The following is an 18,447-nucleotide window of genomic DNA, read 5'->3' as shown; positions in this document are numbered from 1 at the left end:
TGATTTATTTCACTTCATGCGCTTATTATAGTGTGATATTTTTCACATTACAATAGCTTTTTATGATATTCACAATTTGTCCACATTTTAAAAGGCAAGGATATCTGAACTCAGCCGTTTGCTGAAATCTTTTTTTGCTCCATTCAGTTTTCCCTACCTGCCTCTTGATTATGCTCCTGGAACAGACTTTCACACGATACGTCAATCTTTAGGCAAATGCGTATGTAGGGAATAAAAAAAGGTCCGTTTCCCCTAAGACAAGCGGAAATCAGACCTTGTTTACACATATACTTTGGAATTACACGAAGCTATTATAATAACTGCTCAATGGCCGTTTTCATCGCTTCCGGTGACTCCTTGGGCTCAAAGCGTCCCACAGGCACACCTTCACGATTCACAATGAATTTTGTAAAATTCCACTGAATTGTACCATCTTCCTGTTCTCCAGGCTGTTGCTTCTTCAAATATTCAAACAGAGGGGCTGTATCTGGTCCGTTCACATCCACTTTAGCGAATACCGGGAAATTAACCCCGTAATTCAATTGGCAAAATTCAGCCGCTTCCTCGCTGCTGCCCGGCTCCTGACCGCCAAACTGGTTGCAGGGGAAGCCTAAAACAACGAGTCCCCGATCCTTATATTCGTCATAAAGCTTTTGCAAATCCCCATATTGCGGGGTAAGTCCGCACTTACTAGCGGTATTCGCAATAACCAGCACTTTACCTGTGTAAGTTTCCAGAGAAACCTCCTGATTGGCTGGTGTTACGGCATTATATGAATAGACAGACATATAGCATCCTCCTTCGTGTCGCTTGGTTTAGGTTCTCAACCTATTTTACCCAAAACGTGACGGACATGCCAATATTCACAAAACCTTACCGTGATGCTGCCACTTGGCGCACCCTCTAACCTCTTGCTGCTACTTGTGGTCTAGCATCACGCCGCTCGGCAACAGAACCCACCGTTTGTTTCTCTTCTACATTCATTCCCTTTACTGCTTGGCTTACCGCAGGCTGACCAGCCAAAGCATACGGAAGACAGAGTGGTACCCCCGTACGAGGATCAGTAACAATATCCGCCTCAATCCCGAACACCTCACGCAGCACATCTGGGGTCATAACCTCCGTCGGGGCTCCTACCGCCTTCGCTTTCCCTTTTTTGATCGCAATCATATGCTGAGCATAGCGGGCTGCGTGGTTCAAGTCGTGCACGACCATAACAATGGTGCGTTCTGCCGAAGTATTCAGATACTCCAGCAGATGCAGCACTTCCAGTTGATGCGCCATATCCAAAAATGTAGTCGGCTCATCCAAAAACAGTATATCCGTATCTTGTGCAAGCGCCATAGCAATCCAGGCACGTTGACGCTGCCCCCCAGAAAGCTGATCAATCGGACGATCGTGAAATTCGCTCATTCCTGTTACTTGGATGGCCCACTCTACCATTTTGCGATCGTCCGCTTTCATGGAGCCAAAACCTTTTTGATAGGGAAAACGTCCGTAAGATACCAGTTCCGTCACGGTCAATCCTTCCGGTGCCGTCGGATTCTGCGGCAAAATAGCCAACTGCTTGGCTACCTCCCGGGTGGATTGCTTATGAATGGATTTACCATCCAACAGAACGCTACCGCCTTTAGGATTCATGATGCGAGCCATCGTTTTCAAAATGGTCGACTTACCGGAACCATTTGCACCCACCAACGCTGTAATTTTCCCTTGCGGTATTTCTACGTTCAGATCTTCTACTATCAATCGATCTTCATAAGCAATATCCAGATTTGCCGTTTTCAGACGAAACATTTGGAATCATCCCTTTCCCTAATCCAATATATATAATCACGGGCTTAACGCACGACATTCATCAAAACTTCATTCTATCTTTATATAATAAAGATATTGATAATCATTATCAAGTGTTAACTCACAAAAAAAGATCACAGCCCTCAAGCTGTGATCTTCTGATTCTGGCCATTCGCATTAAGCCTGTACAGAGGACAGTCCAAATGCTTCAGCCATGAGACGTATAGATTTCATTTTGGCATCGAAGTCGTGAATAATGCTCGCAACCATGATCTCCTGCGCATTATAGTCCTTGGATAATTGCTCAAGCTGACGCTTGACCTGTGCGGGTGAACCAACCACCATACGCTTGCGATTCTCACGAATGCGCATCCGGTCATATGGCGTATACGGATACGCAAGCGCCTTTTCGACGGAAGGTGTTCCTGCAGAACGCGTTCCCTGTTCCAAAAGCACCAGGGACAAGTCCATGCTGGATGCCAAACGATTGGCCTCCTCATCAGTATCCGCACAGATCGCAAATACGGAGACAAGCGAACGCGGTTGGTCACTATGCTGGGAAGGCTGGAAGTTTTCCTGATATCCCTTCATAGCACCTGTGCCGCCTTCACCATTAATAAACTGCGCGAACGCAAAGCCTACGCCACGCTCGGCGGCCAGACCCGCGCTATCACCGCTAGAGCCAAGCAGCCACATTTCCGGCACAGTCTCTACGAGCGGCATCGCCTGTAGCGAACCGAAGCGATGCTGGCTGCCTGTGCTATCGTGCAAGTAGGCTAGCAGATCATCCAGCTGCTCGGGGTACAGATCAATGCCGCCCCGCATTTTCCCCTCCTGCAAAGCTCTGGTAGCAATCGGCATTCCTCCGGGCGCTCGCCCCAGACCCAGATCAATGCGCCCCGGATACAATCCCTCCAGTACCCGGAAGTTTTCCGCTACTTTATAAGCGCTGTAATGGGGCAGCATCACACCGCCCGACCCTACCCGAATCGTCTGGGTACGAGCAGCCAGGTGTGAAATCAATACCTCGGGGCTTGACCCTGCAAGATTAGAGGCAGCATGATGCTCGGATACCCAAAAGCGATGATAACCCAAGCGTTCCGCCTCTATAGCAAGCTCAGCAGTCTTTTGTAATGCTTGTGCATGCGTCATGCCTTCCGATACCGGAGATTGGTCAAGAATGCTGAGTTTTATCATAAAAAGTCTGACCTTTCTATTGTGGAATAAGAATAGGCATTAAGTATAGCACGTAAAGCCACAGTTAACCAAGAGGGGCAAAATAGTAGATTTAACGCGCCCCATTAGTCATGTTTACTTTTCATAGAGACTGCTTTTTACTTTACTTTATCTGCTTCATAAAGATGTGAACGCTTTTGAAAGAAACTAAACAGATGGGTCACGATGACCTTCAAGACGGCATAACCTGGAACAGCCAGTACAATCCCTACCACACCAAACAAATTGCCTGCTGTCAAAATAACAAAGATAATCGTAATCGGATGTACTCGAAGAGATTTACCCATAATTTGTGGTGAAATAAATTTACCCTCAATAAGCTGGACAACTGTCCATACGATAACCATTTTGAGCAGCATGATCGGTGAGGTAACTATAGCTACGATTAACGCGGGTGTAATGGCAATGACAGGACCTAAGTAGGGAACCACGCTCGTAAAAGACGCAATGACCGCAAGCGTCAAAGAGTAGTCCAATCCAATAATCAGATAACCTATATATAGCAGCACTCCAATACAGAAGCTAACAATAATTTGTCCACGAATGTACGAGCTGACCTGATGATTCATTTCGGTCATGATACGATCTGTCTCTTTACGAAACATAGGTGGAAGCATTTTTAGAATCCACTGCGGCAGCTTGTGTCCATCTTTCAGCAAATAGAACAGAATGAACGGAACCGTAGCGATCGCAAGCACAGTTTCCGTAATCACACCCAAAAAGCTTCCCACCCCCGTCCATGCATTATTGATAAAGCCAGATAACTTTTCAGAAGCTTTGGAGGCCAGTTCAGATGGATCTATTTGAATGGTGTTCTGGAACTGGTTCACAAAGTTACTGCCAATCAGTCGCTCAAACTGTTGTTTGACTTGCTCGGTATAAGCAGGGACATTTTGGATAAGGCCCTGTATCTGATCACGGATCACAGGTACCACCGACGTAACCACAATAGCGATAATCCCTATAATGAGCAAAAACAGAACAACAATGGAGTATACTCGCTTTACCTTATTCCGCTCCAGTACATCTACCAACGGATTGAGCAGATAGTACAATACACCGGACAAAATGACAGGGAGAATAATCGTTTTCAGCAGCACGATGACAGGGGTAAATATGTATGAAATTTTGGTAAGCACTAAGATATTCAAGCCGATCAGCAGCAGTACCAACAGGAATAACACAAACTTGTTGTTCAGAAAAAACTTCTTAAACCGGTCTTTCCATGCCGGAGTTATTTCCACATGACATTCCCCTTCTCTTTAGACAGATGAGTATACGTTCTTCATAATTACGATATATTTTTGGAACAAAATATACAAGGTTATACCCAAATAAACACAAAAGCAAACAAAGTTGTACGTTATTGTACGAACTTCGCTTGCTTTGAATGGTTATGGAGTATCATTTGTCGTGGTGGCAGCCTCCACTGTCGTAGTCACAGGTTTGTTTTCTTGATCAAAAAGATTCTGTATGAACCGCTTGAGCTTCCGCTCATCCACACCCAACACCTGTGCACCCTTGATGGTTTCCCCGCGCACCAGTTCATTTGGCGGGATTTGCTGCTTCGCTACTGTTTTAGCATCGATATTAAAACCCAATGAAGCCAACTGCAGCATTTCCGTTGTACTCAGATTCGTTTCAATATAAGGAGAAATGCTATTTAAAATACTTGGCAGTTTAATGAGCGACGAGGTCGATTGTATTTTACTGCCCAGTTCGGTAATGAATTTGCGCTGTCGCTCCGTACGTGTAAAATCCGAAGTCGCATCATGACGGAAACGTACATATTGCAAGGCTGTTTTACCGTCCATGTGCTGCATTCCCTTTTTCAAGTCAATATCAAACTGGTGTTTGTCTGCCTTGGACGTGTAATGCATATCTTTTTCGACATCCAGGTCAATACCACCTACAGAGTCAACCAGTGCAATGAAACCATTAAAATCAGTATATACATAATATTGAATCGGTATGCCCAGAAGGTCGCTCACAGTCTGTCTGGTCAAATCCGGCCCACCGTAGGAAAAGGCAGCATTCAATCGACTTTGCCCATGACCCGGGATCTTGACATACGTATCACGAAGAATCGACATAAGTGTGGCCTTTTTCGTAACCGGATCAACAGAAGCAACCATAACCGAGTCAGAACGCCCTGAATCTTCTCCACGGGAATCTCCGCCAAGCAGCAGAATATTTACTCTTTCTGTTCCATCCCATTCCGGTGGGAGTGATACCTCTACAGGTTGTACATTGGTTGAAGTTTGGGTTTGCGGTTTAAATTTCGAATCCTGTCCGGAAGCAACCGAAATTTGGTTCGTAAAATGATATATAGAATAAGCATAATATCCGCCCACTAAAAGGACTGCAGCAGTCACAGAAATACCTAGCCATTTTAAAAATTTTCGCATATTTTCGGGTAACCTCGCTTTTATTCATCATCGTTCGGCTTTTAAAAGCATACCCTTCCGGCAAGTTATCTGTCAATTCGCGTCGTATGTTCTAGGGGCGTTATTCGTATCGGTTATACCTTATCTTCAGGGTCTTTTTGTGTTGATTTTACAGCATGGAGGTCGTCTGCATACCACGGATTCAAATGGACAAGCACCTCATAAACCCGCGGCTCCTGCTTCATGACGGCCCTCTTGATCAGCCGGATAATATCGTGTCCCTGCTGAATCGTCAAAGAGGCATCCACTGAAGCTCGGATATCAACGATAATATAATGACCATGCTCACGGGCACGGATACGATCAATACGCTGAACCTCGACTACACTCAGTGCCGCTGCTGCGTAGCTTTCGATTTCCTCGGTTGCAATGGCCTTCTCCATGAGCACATCTATGGATTCGCGACCCATTTCCCACGCCAATTTCAGAACCAGCAACGCCACTACGAACCCCGCAATGGGGTCGCCGTAAGATAAAATCGGAATATCCCAATGTTCCCCGATCAGTCCTAATCCGATCCCCAAGACAGCCGCTCCCGAGGCATACACATCAGCCAGGTGATCTTTTGCCGTCGCAATGAGACCCTGACTATTGGCCGCTCTGCCAATACGAATCGTGTAGATATACAGCCACTGTTTCCAGAGCAAGGAAATAATGGCGGCCACCAATGCCAGTATATGCTCCTGTGGCATCGGTTCGAACAGTGCGGCAATGGAATGATAGCCGATAAATATGCCTGCCCCGAACAGTATGACCGCCACTACACTAGCACCAATTACTTCTGCCTTGCCATGACCATAAGGATGATCCTCATCCGGCGGCTGGCTGGATATTCTCATCGCTCCCAGTGCCGTTGCAGAAGCAATGACGTCCCCGGCGTTATGCACACCATCGGCCACCAGCACCTTACTGTTGAACATGAGTCCTGCGATTATTTTGATGCCGGTTAAGAGGATGTTGCTGATCAGGCTGATCCATGCTGAGACCATGGCACGCTTGCCCATATCCTGTTCCTGCATGATGTATAACCCCTCCAAATTATCTTTTAAAAAATGTCCTGACCGCTATTCGGTTATCTCAGGGCATCTTTGGTTGCTCTTTATCTTATGATGCTGTTCTTGCAGCGGCATAGTTGAAGATTACAATAGCCCCGGAAGATGAGCCTCCCCGGGGCTATTATGATAACCATAGTGGAGCATTCTATGAGAATACCCCCATTTTATCTACCTGGACCGACCGCGTCGGCCTCCTTGACCTTGACCACCACGCGGACCGCCTTTGGCTTGTCCACCGCGTCCACCTTGGCCTCCGCGTGCGGAACCGCCGCTGCTACGGTCATATCCGCTACGTCCGCTGCTTTGGCCTGCCGAACGACCTTGACCTCCGCGTGCAGAACCGCCGCTGCTACGGTCATATCCGCCACGTCCGCTGCTTTGCTCTGCGGAGCGGCCTTGGCCTCCGCGTGCGGAACCGCCGCTGCTACGGTCATATCCGCCACGTCCGCTGCTTTGGCCTGCCGAGCGGCCTTGACCTTCGCGTACAGAACGGCCGCTACTGCGGTCATATCCGCCACGTTCACTGCTACTGCGGTTGGAGCGACGCTCGCCGCTTGCACCGTCACGACGACCCGCCTGTTCGCGGCCGCTGCGGCGTCCGCCGCCAGCATCGTTGCCGCCAAAGGAACGGCGGTCGTTTCTGCCTGAGCGGTCATTTCTACCCTGCCGCTCAGCCGTATCGGGAGCAGGTCTACGCTGCCCGCCGCCCTCACTGCTGGTGAATGTGACACCAGCAACTCTTTGGATGTTCCGAAGCTCAGGAACATCCCTTGGCGTGGCGAGCGTCACCGCAACGCCTTTGCCTCCGGCACGACCGGTACGTCCGATGCGGTGGATGTAGCTTTCGGCATCCTGCGGCATGTCATAGTTGAAGACATGCGTGACGCCTTCTACATCGAGGCCGCGTGCGGCTACATCTGTCGCTACGAGCAATTGAAGTTTCGCTTCACGGAACGCCTTCATCACTTGCTCCCGCTTGTTCTGGGACAAGTCCCCGTGCAGCTCACCGCTCTCGAACCCCATCTCCTGGAGCTCCTCATTCAGTTTAGAAGCCCGACGCTTAGTACGGCAGAAAATAACAGCCAAATACGGACGATCCGTATTCAGCATATCTACCAATGCCTGTTGCTTACCACGGTCTGTTGTTTGTACAACGACCTGACGGATTTGGCTCACTGGAACGGAAGAAGCCGATTTCACTTTGACATCAACGGGTTCGTTCATATAGACACGAGCCAGCTTGCGAATACCAGCTGGCATCGTAGCGGAAAACAGCATGGTTTGTCTCCGGTAAGGAACCTCCTGAAGAATCGTTTCCACATCGTTCAAGAAGCCCATGTGTAACATTTGGTCAGCCTCATCCAGGACCAGCATTTTAATGCCGCCTAAATCAAGCGTGCCACGTCTCAGGTGATCCAATAGTCGCCCAGGTGTACCAATAATCAGTTGTGCGCCACCTTTTAGTTTACGAAGCTGACGCTCCACGTCCTGTCCTCCGTAAACAGCTAGCAGAGATAAACTCGGTTCCGCAGCAGCCAAGCATTTTGCTTCCTCTGTAATCTGGAGCGCCAATTCACGCGTAGGTGCAATCACGAGCGCCTGCGGATGCCGCTTGTCCAAATTCAGCTTTTGTAGAATCGGCAGTAAAAACGCAAGCGTCTTCCCCGTGCCCGTATGTGCCTCGGCAATCACATCCTGACCTTCCATCAACAGTGGAATGGACTCCTGTTGTACAGGTGTTGGCGCTGAGATGCCTTGCTCTTTCAAGGCTTCTACCCAATGTTGCTCCACGCCTAATGCTGTAAAATTCTTCAAGTTGTATTCACTTCCCTTATCTGTATTCAATATGTGTCACGTAAAATAGGTTCATGTGCCATATGACATCTATCGTTCCATAGTTCAGAATTCCCATTTTTGTATCGGTTCTCATTCTCCCCTTTTCAGGAAGGGAGCATATCCGTTATCGTTGAATCTGTTCATGTAACTCAACATACGGCCGCAAGGCGGCTCAGGCCGTTCCATATATGACTTTCCTAGTATACGCGAAGTTGAACTGGTTTCCAAACGATTTTAACGAATCCCGCAAAAGGTGAATTCAATCACCGTGTCATATATTATGGTAGGATAATTGGTAATTCATGAATAAAGGGTGGATGCTTGTGGTTAACAACCTACATTATAATTTCATAATGACAGGTTCCTTGTCGGAGAAGCACACTTTGTTTGCCGAAGAGTGCTTTACTAACTTGTTCGATTGTTTTGAAGCGCTCTTGAATATATCAGGAATCCGCAATACCCGTGTGTCTGTCTATCAATCGAAGAAAGCCAAACACGGCAAGATCCGCTGGGACGAGCAGGAGCTGCTCCGCATTGTAACCGATGATGAAATGACTCCTTTGATGCTGGTTATAGAGGCTCCTAGTATCAAATCGTCCTATAACAAAGATACCACGCCGGAAGTGTACATTCTTTTGTCCAATGACACCATGTCCCGATCTTCCAATAATTGCGGCATGCTCATTTCGATCCGTCAGGACGTTTATGAACGTATTGACCGAACAAGCGTGGAAAACGTTATGCTGCAGCTCAGCCAGTTAATAAAGGCAAACAAACTGTTACATAGCTCCTGCAACTTTTATGCTGGCAGTAAAGCAAGGGCTATTATGGATATTCTCCCATTTATGCTCGAAAAGGATACCCCGGATATGAAGTATGTTTTTCAATCGTGGACTCCGTATCCTTTACCACACACTTAAACAATCCGTCATCGCATTAACCCTAGGAGGCTGCAATTTATGCAAATTCAAGTTCAAAAGGCTGAAAAAAAAGAAAACGAATATCTCATTCATTATCAAGCGGGAGGAGCTCTACCGTTCGTTCCGCATGATGTTGTTCTGATCCATGGCAAACAGTATTTTATAGGTACGATGTTGAAGGTAGAGCCGGAAAAGGTCCATATCCGTATCAATCCAGAATATGAAGACCAACTGACAGGGTCTATCGGACTGGAACTGGCTTTCTCTCCAACCGTTTCTATTCAAGGTGCAGACAGCATTGTCGAAAAGCTCGGCTATTTCCCACCTTTCCACTATGACCGAATCACGGCTGCCAATATGACGAAAGACCAGATTACACTGACAATTGAGCTATCCCCCGCTAGCGTGCTGGTTCCTAAATCACCGGATCTGGAACCTTCGGCTGAGGCACCAGTGATCCCTGAAGCTCCAGTCCAGGACATTCCACGCTATGCAGTGACCTTTACATTTCTGGAGACCAAAGAGCATGTATTAACCCCTGTAGAAACAGAAAATATCATCTTGCAGCTCGATTTCCGCTATGAAGAAGCTGACATGGTCGTTGACATCGATGCCTTGTCAGGGCTGTCAGGCAGCTTTCTGTGCAGAGGTATCCGTGCAGAGATTACGGAACTTCATGAATAAACAAGAAGCCCGTGAGCTGTTGCACTGTCATTCTTTTATTCATGATGATCTGGAGCATCCCAAAATGCGAAGCGGATTTTTAGGGATGCTTCGTCCCTTTCAAGGCGAACTGATCGAGGATAATTTTCATGAGCTCATGACTATCATTGAAGTTCTGGCAGATGAGTTGGAGAAACCGTCCGTAGAACGGGAGCTTATAGCCGCTCTGTGGGGAATTTGCCAATATACACGGGCATGGGCGTTGTATCCTGATAGTATGCTGCAACGGAATCACCTGCTGACCGCAGAGCAGATTAGTACCCTTGACGATTGGATTGATACAATCTCCTATGCGATTATGGTGCTGCTGGAGGGGGGCGGAACGGAAGAGGCTTTATCGAACTACAGACATAAGAGTAGGTAATACACAATGCCAAAAGTAATCTGGCTAAGAAATAAGGAGGGTATATGTCCATACAAACCGATGATGAGGGAAAGACATTTTTATCTATTTTCCCTACACTATCGTATGAAGATCGATTGGTATCACTACGCGAATTAACAGCGATCCCCCAGCCTGTGGAGGACACCACCGCATTACTTTTGCAGCTTGCGCAGCAATCATCCGAGGAGGATCTGCTTCGTATAGAAGCGCTGAAGGTCATCGGACTATATGCAGATCAGAGCCAGCAGCCGATGATCATGCGAGGAATTCGCGAGCTGCTGTGCAAGCCTGATGAAGATGATGATGTGCAAAACGCAGCTTTACAAACTTTGGCATGGATGCCTTGTTCAGAAGCAGAGCTACGTTTAGCTTTGGACATAATCTGCAGTGATACATATATCTTAGTCAAGGGGGCCGCTTTTGCACTGCTTCGCGCACATAAAGCCAACCCTTTTGCACAACATGCGCTGAAGCAATTATTGCAACATGAGGAATTCGGCGCTTCTGCCCAACGAGAGCTGTCCACATAATCGACAACCAAAGGAGAATTACTCTACTCATGCGTGTAAGAATATTTATATTCATATTGATTATCGGAATTATATGTGTGCCTGCGTATTTCATTATGAGCAGCTTTGGGTTATTCCAAAATGAAAAGGTGCTCGTACATTATAAGGTTGCCGTTGAGGTAAAGGGTAAAAAGTACGATGCCTGGCCTTTAATCAGCAGCTATACCGCAATAGATAAAAATGGGGACCATCGTCAGCTCTACTATCAGGCAGAGGGCTCAGGCATAGAGTATCTGTTTCAACTAGCCTATGGACAGTATGAACTCAAGCCCTCCAAAGAAAATCCTTTTCTGGACGGGGGAATCCACTACACCATGGACCATCCCGATTATGTGCGTGAGGAAAAACAGTATGAGAACGCCAACGACTATACGGAGTTAACCCATTATTACAATCAACAAGAGCAGGTTATTTATACTTACAATCCTGAAGCCAAGCTCGACAAAACCTATGTTCGCTCCATCATCACCGCTGGGATGACTCGCACCACTGGTAATTCAAGCCGTGCGGTAAAGGATAACTATATCAATATCAGTAAGCTGTTTAAGGACAAGCTGGGAGTGAACGTGAAGGTAGATGTTGACGAGGACAACAAAATCGTGACCCTGTCCATGTCATAATGAATGAAAAGAAAGGAAGGCGCTACGGATGACAGAAACACATCATGTTAAATTAGGACCCGCTTATTTGGATGGTTGGGTTGTGCCCGAAAACCCGGAGGCATGGGTCGAGCAGGAATGGACAGGTAAGCTCCGTTCACAGGCCGGAAATACGAAATTCCACATTTTTTATTATGGAGAATTCATGGATGAGCTGATTGCTGTAACGGAGTTTGCACCCCAGCTCATTATTGCAGAAGATGTGGTCACAGGTGAGCAGATCGTCATTTTTGATGGAACCCGCCATGGCTACGATGCACTGCTGTGTGAAGTATATACGGAGGAACAGCAGAACAATCGCACCCCCCTGCTGCCTTATCTGGACGATGATGGTGAAGATACCTTTGAGGTGACCGTGACTGCTTTTTATAATGTTGATTGGGATGACGAATTTGCAGATGATGTGGATGAGAACGGGCAGCTGGAGCTGATCAGCGGCGAACGGTGTGATTTTGAAGAGGCCAAGCGAAACGGTTTTGATGCGATTAGCATTACAATTACCAGCGCTAAAGGTCTAAAAACTGAGATTCTTCAGGAAGAGCTGGCCTGACGATGGTATTCAAAAGAATCAAACATCAGGAAGGCGATATTTTTGTTATCCCCATGCATGACGGCCGATTTGCGGTATGTCAGGTGATCTGCGCGCTGTATGGTCGATTCAAAAAAGCGTTCTCCTTTGGTGTTCTATCCATAGGTCAGAATCCAGCGTACGAGGGTGAAGCTACATATCTCTCATTCACAGATTACCGGGGCAGGTTCGAGGTTATATTCACTGCCACCCAAAATCTGACAAAGGGGGTATGGCCCATTATCGATCATCGCCCTCTATCTGAGGAACAACAGCAGCTAAAATATTTTAATTGCGCGGGCCATCTGTATTACGGAGATGAATATGTACGCAACCTGGAACTAAAAGAATATAATCAATATCCTGTAATGGGCGTGGCTGGATATGAACTGGTACAGCAATATTTAGCCCAAACATAAAAGCTAGAAGAATAGCAACGCAAAGAGCCACCTTAGACTTCGAAAACTAGGGTGGCTCTTTAACGATCTAAAAGGGTACAAATGTATAAGGGAATGGTGTACGATGTGTTCCCAAAATCGACTTTACACGCTCCCCATCCAGCAGCGCTTCGACGAAGCTATACAAATCCGGGGCTGCATATCGAAAGTTGCCCAATGTGCGCAGATTCAAAGCATAAATCGGGAATTCCCCCCGTTTATCAGGCGATTGAATATCCCAGACCAGCAGGTCATCCTCTTCACTGGAAGCGAAGGGAACGGCATGTTCCAATAATTGCGGGAAACCATCTGGCTCCAACGCCGCTTCTTGTAAGACCTCCTCCGATTCCAGTACATCATCAAACCAAGCTCGCCAGTCATGGTAACGATGAAGCCATGAATCCGGATGATCCCCGAGAGGAATATGGATGTTCCATACGCCACATAACCGCCCGTAGCCAAGAGTCTTGACGTAATCTATATAGGAAGGCGGAAACCCTCGACCGTTTTCAAAACGATGCTCTATAAGAAATTCCTTATCATAGTAGGCCTGGAATTGCGGACGCTGCAAACCTGTAAAAATGCTCATATACCCATTCTCCTTTGCACTACGTAATCCTATTTCCACGCTTCGGCACATTGAAAAGGCCCTTTTCAAGTGTTAAAATGGGAATAAGATGTATATTCTAAAAAAGAGTGAAGATGCGTCAACATCCCCACTCTTTGGCAACAGCCGCTTTTAAGGGCGGTGGCTGCAAGTTTACGGTACATGAAATAGACCGGTTCCTACCACGGGCGGTCTATTTCTTTTTATGGAAGGAAAGAATCAGGACCCTCACCTCCTTCACAGGAAACTAGCCGACCGCCCATCTAAGCCATTCTGTTGTTAAGGAATATTATAACATATGATAATAAAAAGTACGTTTTTACGCTCTTTCCGAAAAGGAGGAACGAACATGGAGCAAAAACGCTTCAAAGATGAATATGGATATAAATATGACTTTGCCGCCGTGATCTGGAGGGGAGAACAGGTAGCTGTCCACTGCCCTCGCTGTCAGAGTCAAGCTTCTATTTCCAAATCAAAGGAAGACTGTTATTACGTTGTTCGTTGCTCTCATTGTTACTACACATTTCAGCAGCCAGAATCGTATAAATTCTATGCACGCAGCGTATGCAGCCATTGTGAACGATATTTTAATATCGAAATTCATGATGACCGAACGGTTACTCACAAAAATACAAATATACACTGTCCGCATTGCGAAACACGTAATCAGGTTCCGGTGCATCGTATGCAGTCACGTGAATGGCATACGGACGTGATCCAAAATGGAAAAGATCCTATTTTCCAGCTCCAGCTGTACTTCCTTGATTACTATCGGGGGAAACCAGTCTGGGCTCTTAACCGGATACACCTGAATTACCTGCTCTCCTATATCTCTGCCGAGTTGCGAGAAAAACCCTCATCCGGTATGATGCGTACGGCTTCCCATTCCATTCCCAAATACATTAAGGATGCCAAAAATCGCCAGGCCATTTTAAAAATATTACAAAAGCTACAGCATAAACAAGCGTCTAAGGGAGAGCATTACCAAACATGAGTATACAAACTTTTGACAGCCTAGAAGCACTGATCCAGGCCGTTTCCCAGACCATCACGTGCAATCTTGGCTGGAAATAGCGACTGTACAGGATGTTATTGAAGTGCTACGCCGCAGTGGAAGCGAGCCAGATATTCAACACATTGCGCAGGGACTGCGATATGATCAAGAATACGATGCTTTTATGGAATAAGCGGCTCCAGTAACTCTTTTACCTCAGGGACAGCCTGCTTCAGGCTGTTTTTTAGTTTCTTCGCGCCACCCCATATACGATAAACGAGCATCTCTTGTTCGTAGTCTTCCAGTTGTAGAAGCACATCTACTAACGCCTGTGCCTGCTCTACACTTTCAATGCCAGCCGATTTTAGTGGTTTGGCGGAATCATTACCTGCCAAAAGAATCCTCGCCCAAACGGGGATCGTATCCGGTGTCAGTCCATGCGCCTCAGCAAATACAGCGGCGTAACCGTCCTGTACCGACTGATGTTCACTGTCTACCAGCTTCATATAACGATTTACCAGCGAAAAATACTCCGTTCCTTTAAGTCCTAATCCCATCACCGCATAGGTTCCTGGCATCGCCGACTTCTCCCCCGGCTCTACATCGTTGTACCACTTGAATTCTTCCATCACGTTCTCGGCATATTCCGCCAGCAACGGAAGCAGCGAAGGGTATTCAAGTGCATTGGCAAAGAAACGATGTAATGCAGATTTGGCCAACTTGGGTACGGGTAGATAGTTTTTCACTTTGCTTTTAAACTTCATCCCATATTCCTTAGTAAAGCCTTTCCGTAATATATCACATAGATATATGAGTGCTTCTCTGTAGCTCTCTTCTTCCTCAGAACGAATCTGAACCTCTAGTGTTTGCAAAATATCATTCGCTTGGCAGGTGACACGCTCGCTTGTATATGACGCTGGAATGCTGCCTGATCCGCTCTTAAGCCACTGAACAGCCTGCTCTGAACCCAATTGTGCAGCAATCTCCAAATACTTCTGCCGTGCATCGGCATCGGTCAGACCCACTCGCATCGCGGTCAGCAGGAACATCTCCATAACCGGGGCGGGAATATCTGAAGGAAGAATATCGGGTCTCACCGTATAATCAAGCCCGTAACTTTTTCCCTGATCTGTATACTTAGCCAAAAATTCATCTTCAGCCCAATGCATTAAGCCTCTGCTCAGCTGATGCCTCCATGCTTCTTCTCGCTTGCGGCTGACCTGCACTTTTGCATCCATTCGATTCAGCAGTTCATTCACCCGCTGGGCGTCTACAGGGTACAAATGAGGATCAAGCAAGTGCCTTACTAAGAAAAAATCGTCCTCTTCCTTTGGCATAGCTCTACTGGCAGGATTGAGCTTCTGCTCCACAAACCGTTCAATAGAGGCTAACAGGTGCTGCCGCTTATCTTCGTTCAGGAGCGAGAATTTAAAATGATTGGCCTTATTCTCAAAGACCACCTCCAGATGAAATTCCAGCCGATAACGAAAAAACATAGGACCAAATTCTTCCGATTTATACAGAGCCGCTATCCGTTCTTTGAACACTGGCATCCATTTATCCTGCACCTGCTGGAGCGTCACTTCCTCCGTAAAACCAGGAATTTTTGTGTCTGGTCTACGATGATCCCAATCAAACGGTTCGTAGGTATCGACCCATACCCCATCTCTCTTACAGGTAACTTTTAAGTATTCATGAATCCCTTCGTGAAGGACGCTTTTGTTCTTGAATTCCGCGATGCGCTTTTGCTCAGAAGCGTATCTCTGGTCAATCTCTTCAAAAATTGGATCTATGTAGGCCTGTACCCCCGATGTCATACGATGTGTTCCCCTTTCGTACCCTCACAAATTGTAGTTCTTACATAATTGAGATAGACTAATATTTAACTATTTTATTTCCTGATTATAGCATATCTCTCATTTACATTTGGACTCCATCCCTATAGATAGAGTGCCAGAAAGCAGGTGTATTCTACATGTATTGGGTTTCCACACAACACACGCCAGTAGCTGCCGATGAACTGACAAATTTCGAACATACCTATGGCATAACTTTACCAATTCCCTATGCTTCATTTCTCACCCAATACGGGCCAGGTACCTATTGCGGTCTGCTGGTGATTGAACGACCTGATCCTCTACTATTGCAAGCCTATGCGGATTACGAACTGTGGACGCATGATGATAACTGTCCGATTACCGCGCAACAGCTGGGCGAGTGCGTGGTCATCAGCAGCTCCATAGATGGTGATTTCCTAGCGGTGCATCCTCAGCTCGAAGGCTTGCTTTGGCTACCGCGACATTCCGAGGTCATTACTATGAAGCCATTAGATGTTCAAACCCCATTTACAGATACGCTGGAGCATATACTACGGGATGAATTCGGAAAAACAGAGCCATTCCCCCGTTATTTCGAGCCTGTCAGTCTGGATAGAGTTGCAACATTTCTACAATTTAATCCACCGGAGACGGCGGAAGCTTACGGTTCAGCCAATCCGAACGATCAAGCCTTGCAAGTAGCTCCAGCATCTATACAGTTATTGGCTCAGCGTTTTAAACAGCATTTTGACTCAAATCTATGGATTGAAAACGAGCATATCTGCTTGGCTTTTCTTCAGTCTCTTGGCGGATACGTACTTTTCAATTATGCATATGGACGCGAAGTGGCGATCATTTATGAACCTAAAGCGATAGCACTTCATGATGAAGTTCTATCATTCCTGCAAAAAGAACATTGCCAGGTTGTAGAGTAAAAGGAGGACGAATACAAATGACAGTACATTTTGCACATATCTTAGAAAAGCTCGGAGAAATCGCTGATCGTCTGAGACAAGGTGGAATGCCTGACGTGGCATACCAATGCACGAAGGGGATTTCCGAAGAGGAACTGACTGAGCTGGAGGAACGGCTCCAGGTCACTTTGCCTGCCTCCCTGTCTGAATTATTAAAGCGGTGTGGCAGCTTACATTTGCTATGGTGCCTCCCTCAACACTGTATTGTAGCCGATGAATCAGAGTATTCATATGAAGGCAGCCATGACCTTGAACAAGAACCGACTAACCTTGACGATATTACAGGAGAATTTGGCTGGAATTATGAGGATATTGGCTATTTTACATCCTATGGAGAAGATACCGACTCAGCAGCGGACGAACAACGATATCTTATTTTGAACTATAACGGTGCTGGTGATCCGATCCTGCTTGATAGAGCGACATCCGCAACAGAGCCAGCAGTGTTCTGTTATGAGCATGAGTTGGACCAGTTCACGCTGCTTGCAGAAAGTCTACCTACCTATATAGAAAACATGCTTGCCTTGCACGGGTTATGGCTGTGGGATTGGTCTAACGTGTTAGACGAGCATGGTATTCAACTAGACAGCCCGCCGCTGCAGTTGTGGCAACGCTGGTTGGATATGTTCTGCACGATGAAGCTGGAGGATGCCCGGTCGTTGGAGACACTGATCCATTACACCACCATGCACGGCGTAGATCATCCTGCTGTACTGCAGGCTTTCCAGGCCTATGATCCAAAGGATATTTTTCTTGCCTGGGAGCAGCGCATTCAGTGTAACCCAGCCCAATTCGCTACATGGGCATTTTTCGTTGGGGAGACCGCAGGTATTGGGGCTGCTGATTGGGTTCGCTCCTTATGGGAGCCGGACACGGATACCGCGCAAGCATGGAGACCTCCCGCTTCAAATAACACACATGCTAGGGCCGCATTTATCTCGACACGTGCCTATCTATCCGCCCGCTGCCTGCACGAGCAGGAAGGGCTTACAAAAGTTTACAATGATCTGATACAGCATAGGGCGAAGGATGGCAAATTAGAAGGATACACCGTTAGCGGGCAGTTACAGCATTTTCATTCCCCCCAGGTCATTGACTGGATGCGGGATAAGGTCAATCATCCGGTTGATGGCTGGGCAGTACTTTTCGCCTACTCTCGTCCTACAGATGAGCAGGTGATTGAATGGCTATCCGGTAGCGAGCTTCATCAGAAAATTGCAACCGAGGCGCTGAATATCATGATTCAGCGCGATCTTCTGCCCACTCTAGAAGCAGACGCTTGGGCTAGCATCTCAAATCTGCTTCATGCCTCTTTACAGCTCGTGATGCTCAAAAAAGATAAACGTCGCATTGAAGCCGTGCTTGAGCAGCTTTCACATTTGGAACTTCGTTAACACTGGAGTCGACGTATGCAGACTTGCAT

Annotated in this window: 20 protein-coding genes; 11 read left to right on the top strand and 9 right to left on the bottom strand. The window is 46.8% G+C overall.

The window, feature by feature from the left end:
* Positions 1-311: 311 nt before the first annotated feature.
* From G7035_RS10435 to G7035_RS10405, 7 genes are all read right to left on the bottom strand, one after another.
* Positions 312-788: a glutathione peroxidase gene (locus tag G7035_RS10435; RefSeq protein ID WP_016822844.1), complete on the bottom strand. Its 477-nt coding sequence runs from the start codon at positions 786-788 to the stop codon at positions 312-314.
* A 115-nt stretch (positions 789-903) separates the two neighbouring features.
* Entirely contained in the window at positions 904-1,797 is an 894-nt protein-coding gene (locus tag G7035_RS10430) for an ABC transporter ATP-binding protein (protein ID WP_016822843.1), read from the bottom strand.
* Positions 1,798-1,974: 177 nt separating this feature from the next.
* Complete coding sequence (locus tag G7035_RS10425; protein ID WP_019688843.1) at positions 1,975-2,994, bottom strand: LLM class flavin-dependent oxidoreductase; 1,020 nt, start codon at positions 2,992-2,994, stop codon at positions 1,975-1,977.
* 137 nt (positions 2,995-3,131) lie between these two features.
* A complete protein-coding gene (locus G7035_RS10420; protein WP_016822839.1) occupies positions 3,132-4,277 on the bottom strand; it encodes an AI-2E family transporter in 1,146 nt (381 codons plus the stop codon).
* A gap of 150 nt (positions 4,278-4,427) precedes the next feature.
* Positions 4,428-5,441 (bottom strand): LCP family protein, encoded by a 1,014-nt coding sequence (locus G7035_RS10415; protein ID WP_016822838.1) that lies wholly within the window; start codon positions 5,439-5,441, stop codon positions 4,428-4,430.
* A gap of 113 nt (positions 5,442-5,554) precedes the next feature.
* Complete coding sequence (locus G7035_RS10410) at positions 5,555-6,499, bottom strand: cation diffusion facilitator family transporter (protein ID WP_019688844.1); 945 nt, start codon at positions 6,497-6,499, stop codon at positions 5,555-5,557.
* Between the two features lie 204 nt (positions 6,500-6,703).
* Positions 6,704-8,350 carry a DEAD/DEAH box helicase gene (locus tag G7035_RS10405; RefSeq protein ID WP_017427160.1) on the bottom strand — a complete coding sequence of 549 codons (1,647 nt, stop codon included), beginning with the start codon at positions 8,348-8,350 and terminating at the stop codon, positions 6,704-6,706.
* Between the two features lie 374 nt (positions 8,351-8,724).
* On the opposite strand from G7035_RS10405, the gene G7035_RS10400 reads away from it, so the two are divergent.
* Genes G7035_RS10400 through G7035_RS10370 form a run of 7 tightly spaced genes read left to right on the top strand, consistent with a single transcriptional unit; the run spans position 8,725 to position 12,614 of the window.
* The gene (locus tag G7035_RS10400) at positions 8,725-9,291 is read left to right on the top strand and encodes a hypothetical protein (RefSeq protein ID WP_230877846.1); all 567 of its coding nucleotides are present in this window, start codon (positions 8,725-8,727) and stop codon (positions 9,289-9,291) included.
* Positions 9,292-9,330: 39 nt separating this feature from the next.
* Entirely contained in the window at positions 9,331-9,975 is a 645-nt protein-coding gene (locus G7035_RS10395) for an immunity 50 family protein (protein ID WP_019688846.1), read from the top strand.
* Entirely contained in the window at positions 9,968-10,378 is a 411-nt protein-coding gene (locus G7035_RS10390) for a hypothetical protein (protein ID WP_017427163.1), read from the top strand. Before G7035_RS10395 ends, G7035_RS10390 begins: the two co-directional genes overlap by 8 nt.
* A gap of 44 nt (positions 10,379-10,422) precedes the next feature.
* Complete coding sequence (locus G7035_RS10385; protein ID WP_017427164.1) at positions 10,423-10,929, top strand: HEAT repeat domain-containing protein; 507 nt, start codon at positions 10,423-10,425, stop codon at positions 10,927-10,929.
* Positions 10,930-10,958: 29 nt separating this feature from the next.
* Positions 10,959-11,588: a hypothetical protein gene (locus G7035_RS10380; protein WP_017427165.1), complete on the top strand. Its 630-nt coding sequence runs from the start codon at positions 10,959-10,961 to the stop codon at positions 11,586-11,588.
* A 28-nt stretch (positions 11,589-11,616) separates the two neighbouring features.
* Entirely contained in the window at positions 11,617-12,177 is a 561-nt protein-coding gene (locus G7035_RS10375; protein ID WP_019688847.1) for a hypothetical protein, read from the top strand.
* 2 nt (positions 12,178-12,179) lie between these two features.
* On the top strand, positions 12,180-12,614 hold the full coding sequence (locus G7035_RS10370) for an immunity 26/phosphotriesterase HocA family protein (RefSeq protein WP_019688848.1): 435 nt from the start codon (positions 12,180-12,182) through the stop codon (positions 12,612-12,614).
* A 67-nt stretch (positions 12,615-12,681) separates the two neighbouring features.
* On the opposite strand, the gene G7035_RS10365 is transcribed toward G7035_RS10370, so the two are convergent.
* Complete coding sequence (locus G7035_RS10365; RefSeq protein ID WP_019688849.1) at positions 12,682-13,221, bottom strand: SMI1/KNR4 family protein; 540 nt, start codon at positions 13,219-13,221, stop codon at positions 12,682-12,684.
* Positions 13,222-13,588: 367 nt separating this feature from the next.
* On the opposite strand from G7035_RS10365, the gene G7035_RS10360 reads away from it, so the two are divergent.
* Entirely contained in the window at positions 13,589-14,233 is a 645-nt protein-coding gene (locus G7035_RS10360; RefSeq protein WP_019688850.1) for a hypothetical protein, read from the top strand.
* Positions 14,234-14,291: 58 nt separating this feature from the next.
* On the top strand, positions 14,292-14,426 hold the full coding sequence (locus G7035_RS27665; RefSeq protein ID WP_019688851.1) for a hypothetical protein: 135 nt from the start codon (positions 14,292-14,294) through the stop codon (positions 14,424-14,426).
* On the opposite strand, the gene G7035_RS10350 is transcribed toward G7035_RS27665, so the two are convergent.
* Complete coding sequence (locus G7035_RS10350) at positions 14,416-16,050, bottom strand: DUF6138 family protein (protein WP_019688852.1); 1,635 nt, start codon at positions 16,048-16,050, stop codon at positions 14,416-14,418. The genes G7035_RS27665 and G7035_RS10350 overlap by 11 nt on opposite strands.
* A gap of 158 nt (positions 16,051-16,208) precedes the next feature.
* On the opposite strand from G7035_RS10350, the gene G7035_RS10345 reads away from it, so the two are divergent.
* Together G7035_RS10345 and G7035_RS10340 are read left to right on the top strand one after the other, a co-directional pair.
* Positions 16,209-16,985: an SMI1/KNR4 family protein gene (locus tag G7035_RS10345; RefSeq protein WP_019688853.1), complete on the top strand. Its 777-nt coding sequence runs from the start codon at positions 16,209-16,211 to the stop codon at positions 16,983-16,985.
* A 17-nt stretch (positions 16,986-17,002) separates the two neighbouring features.
* Complete coding sequence (locus G7035_RS10340) at positions 17,003-18,418, top strand: SMI1/KNR4 family protein (protein WP_019688854.1); 1,416 nt, start codon at positions 17,003-17,005, stop codon at positions 18,416-18,418.
* Positions 18,419-18,447: the final 29 nt, after the last annotated feature.

It is taken from the genome of Paenibacillus polymyxa (assembly GCF_015710975.1).
Taxonomy (GTDB): Bacteria; Bacillota; Bacilli; order Paenibacillales; family Paenibacillaceae; genus Paenibacillus; species Paenibacillus polymyxa.
The sequence above is the reverse complement of the archived record's forward strand: the minus strand, read 5'-3'. Positions and strand labels throughout refer to the sequence as shown.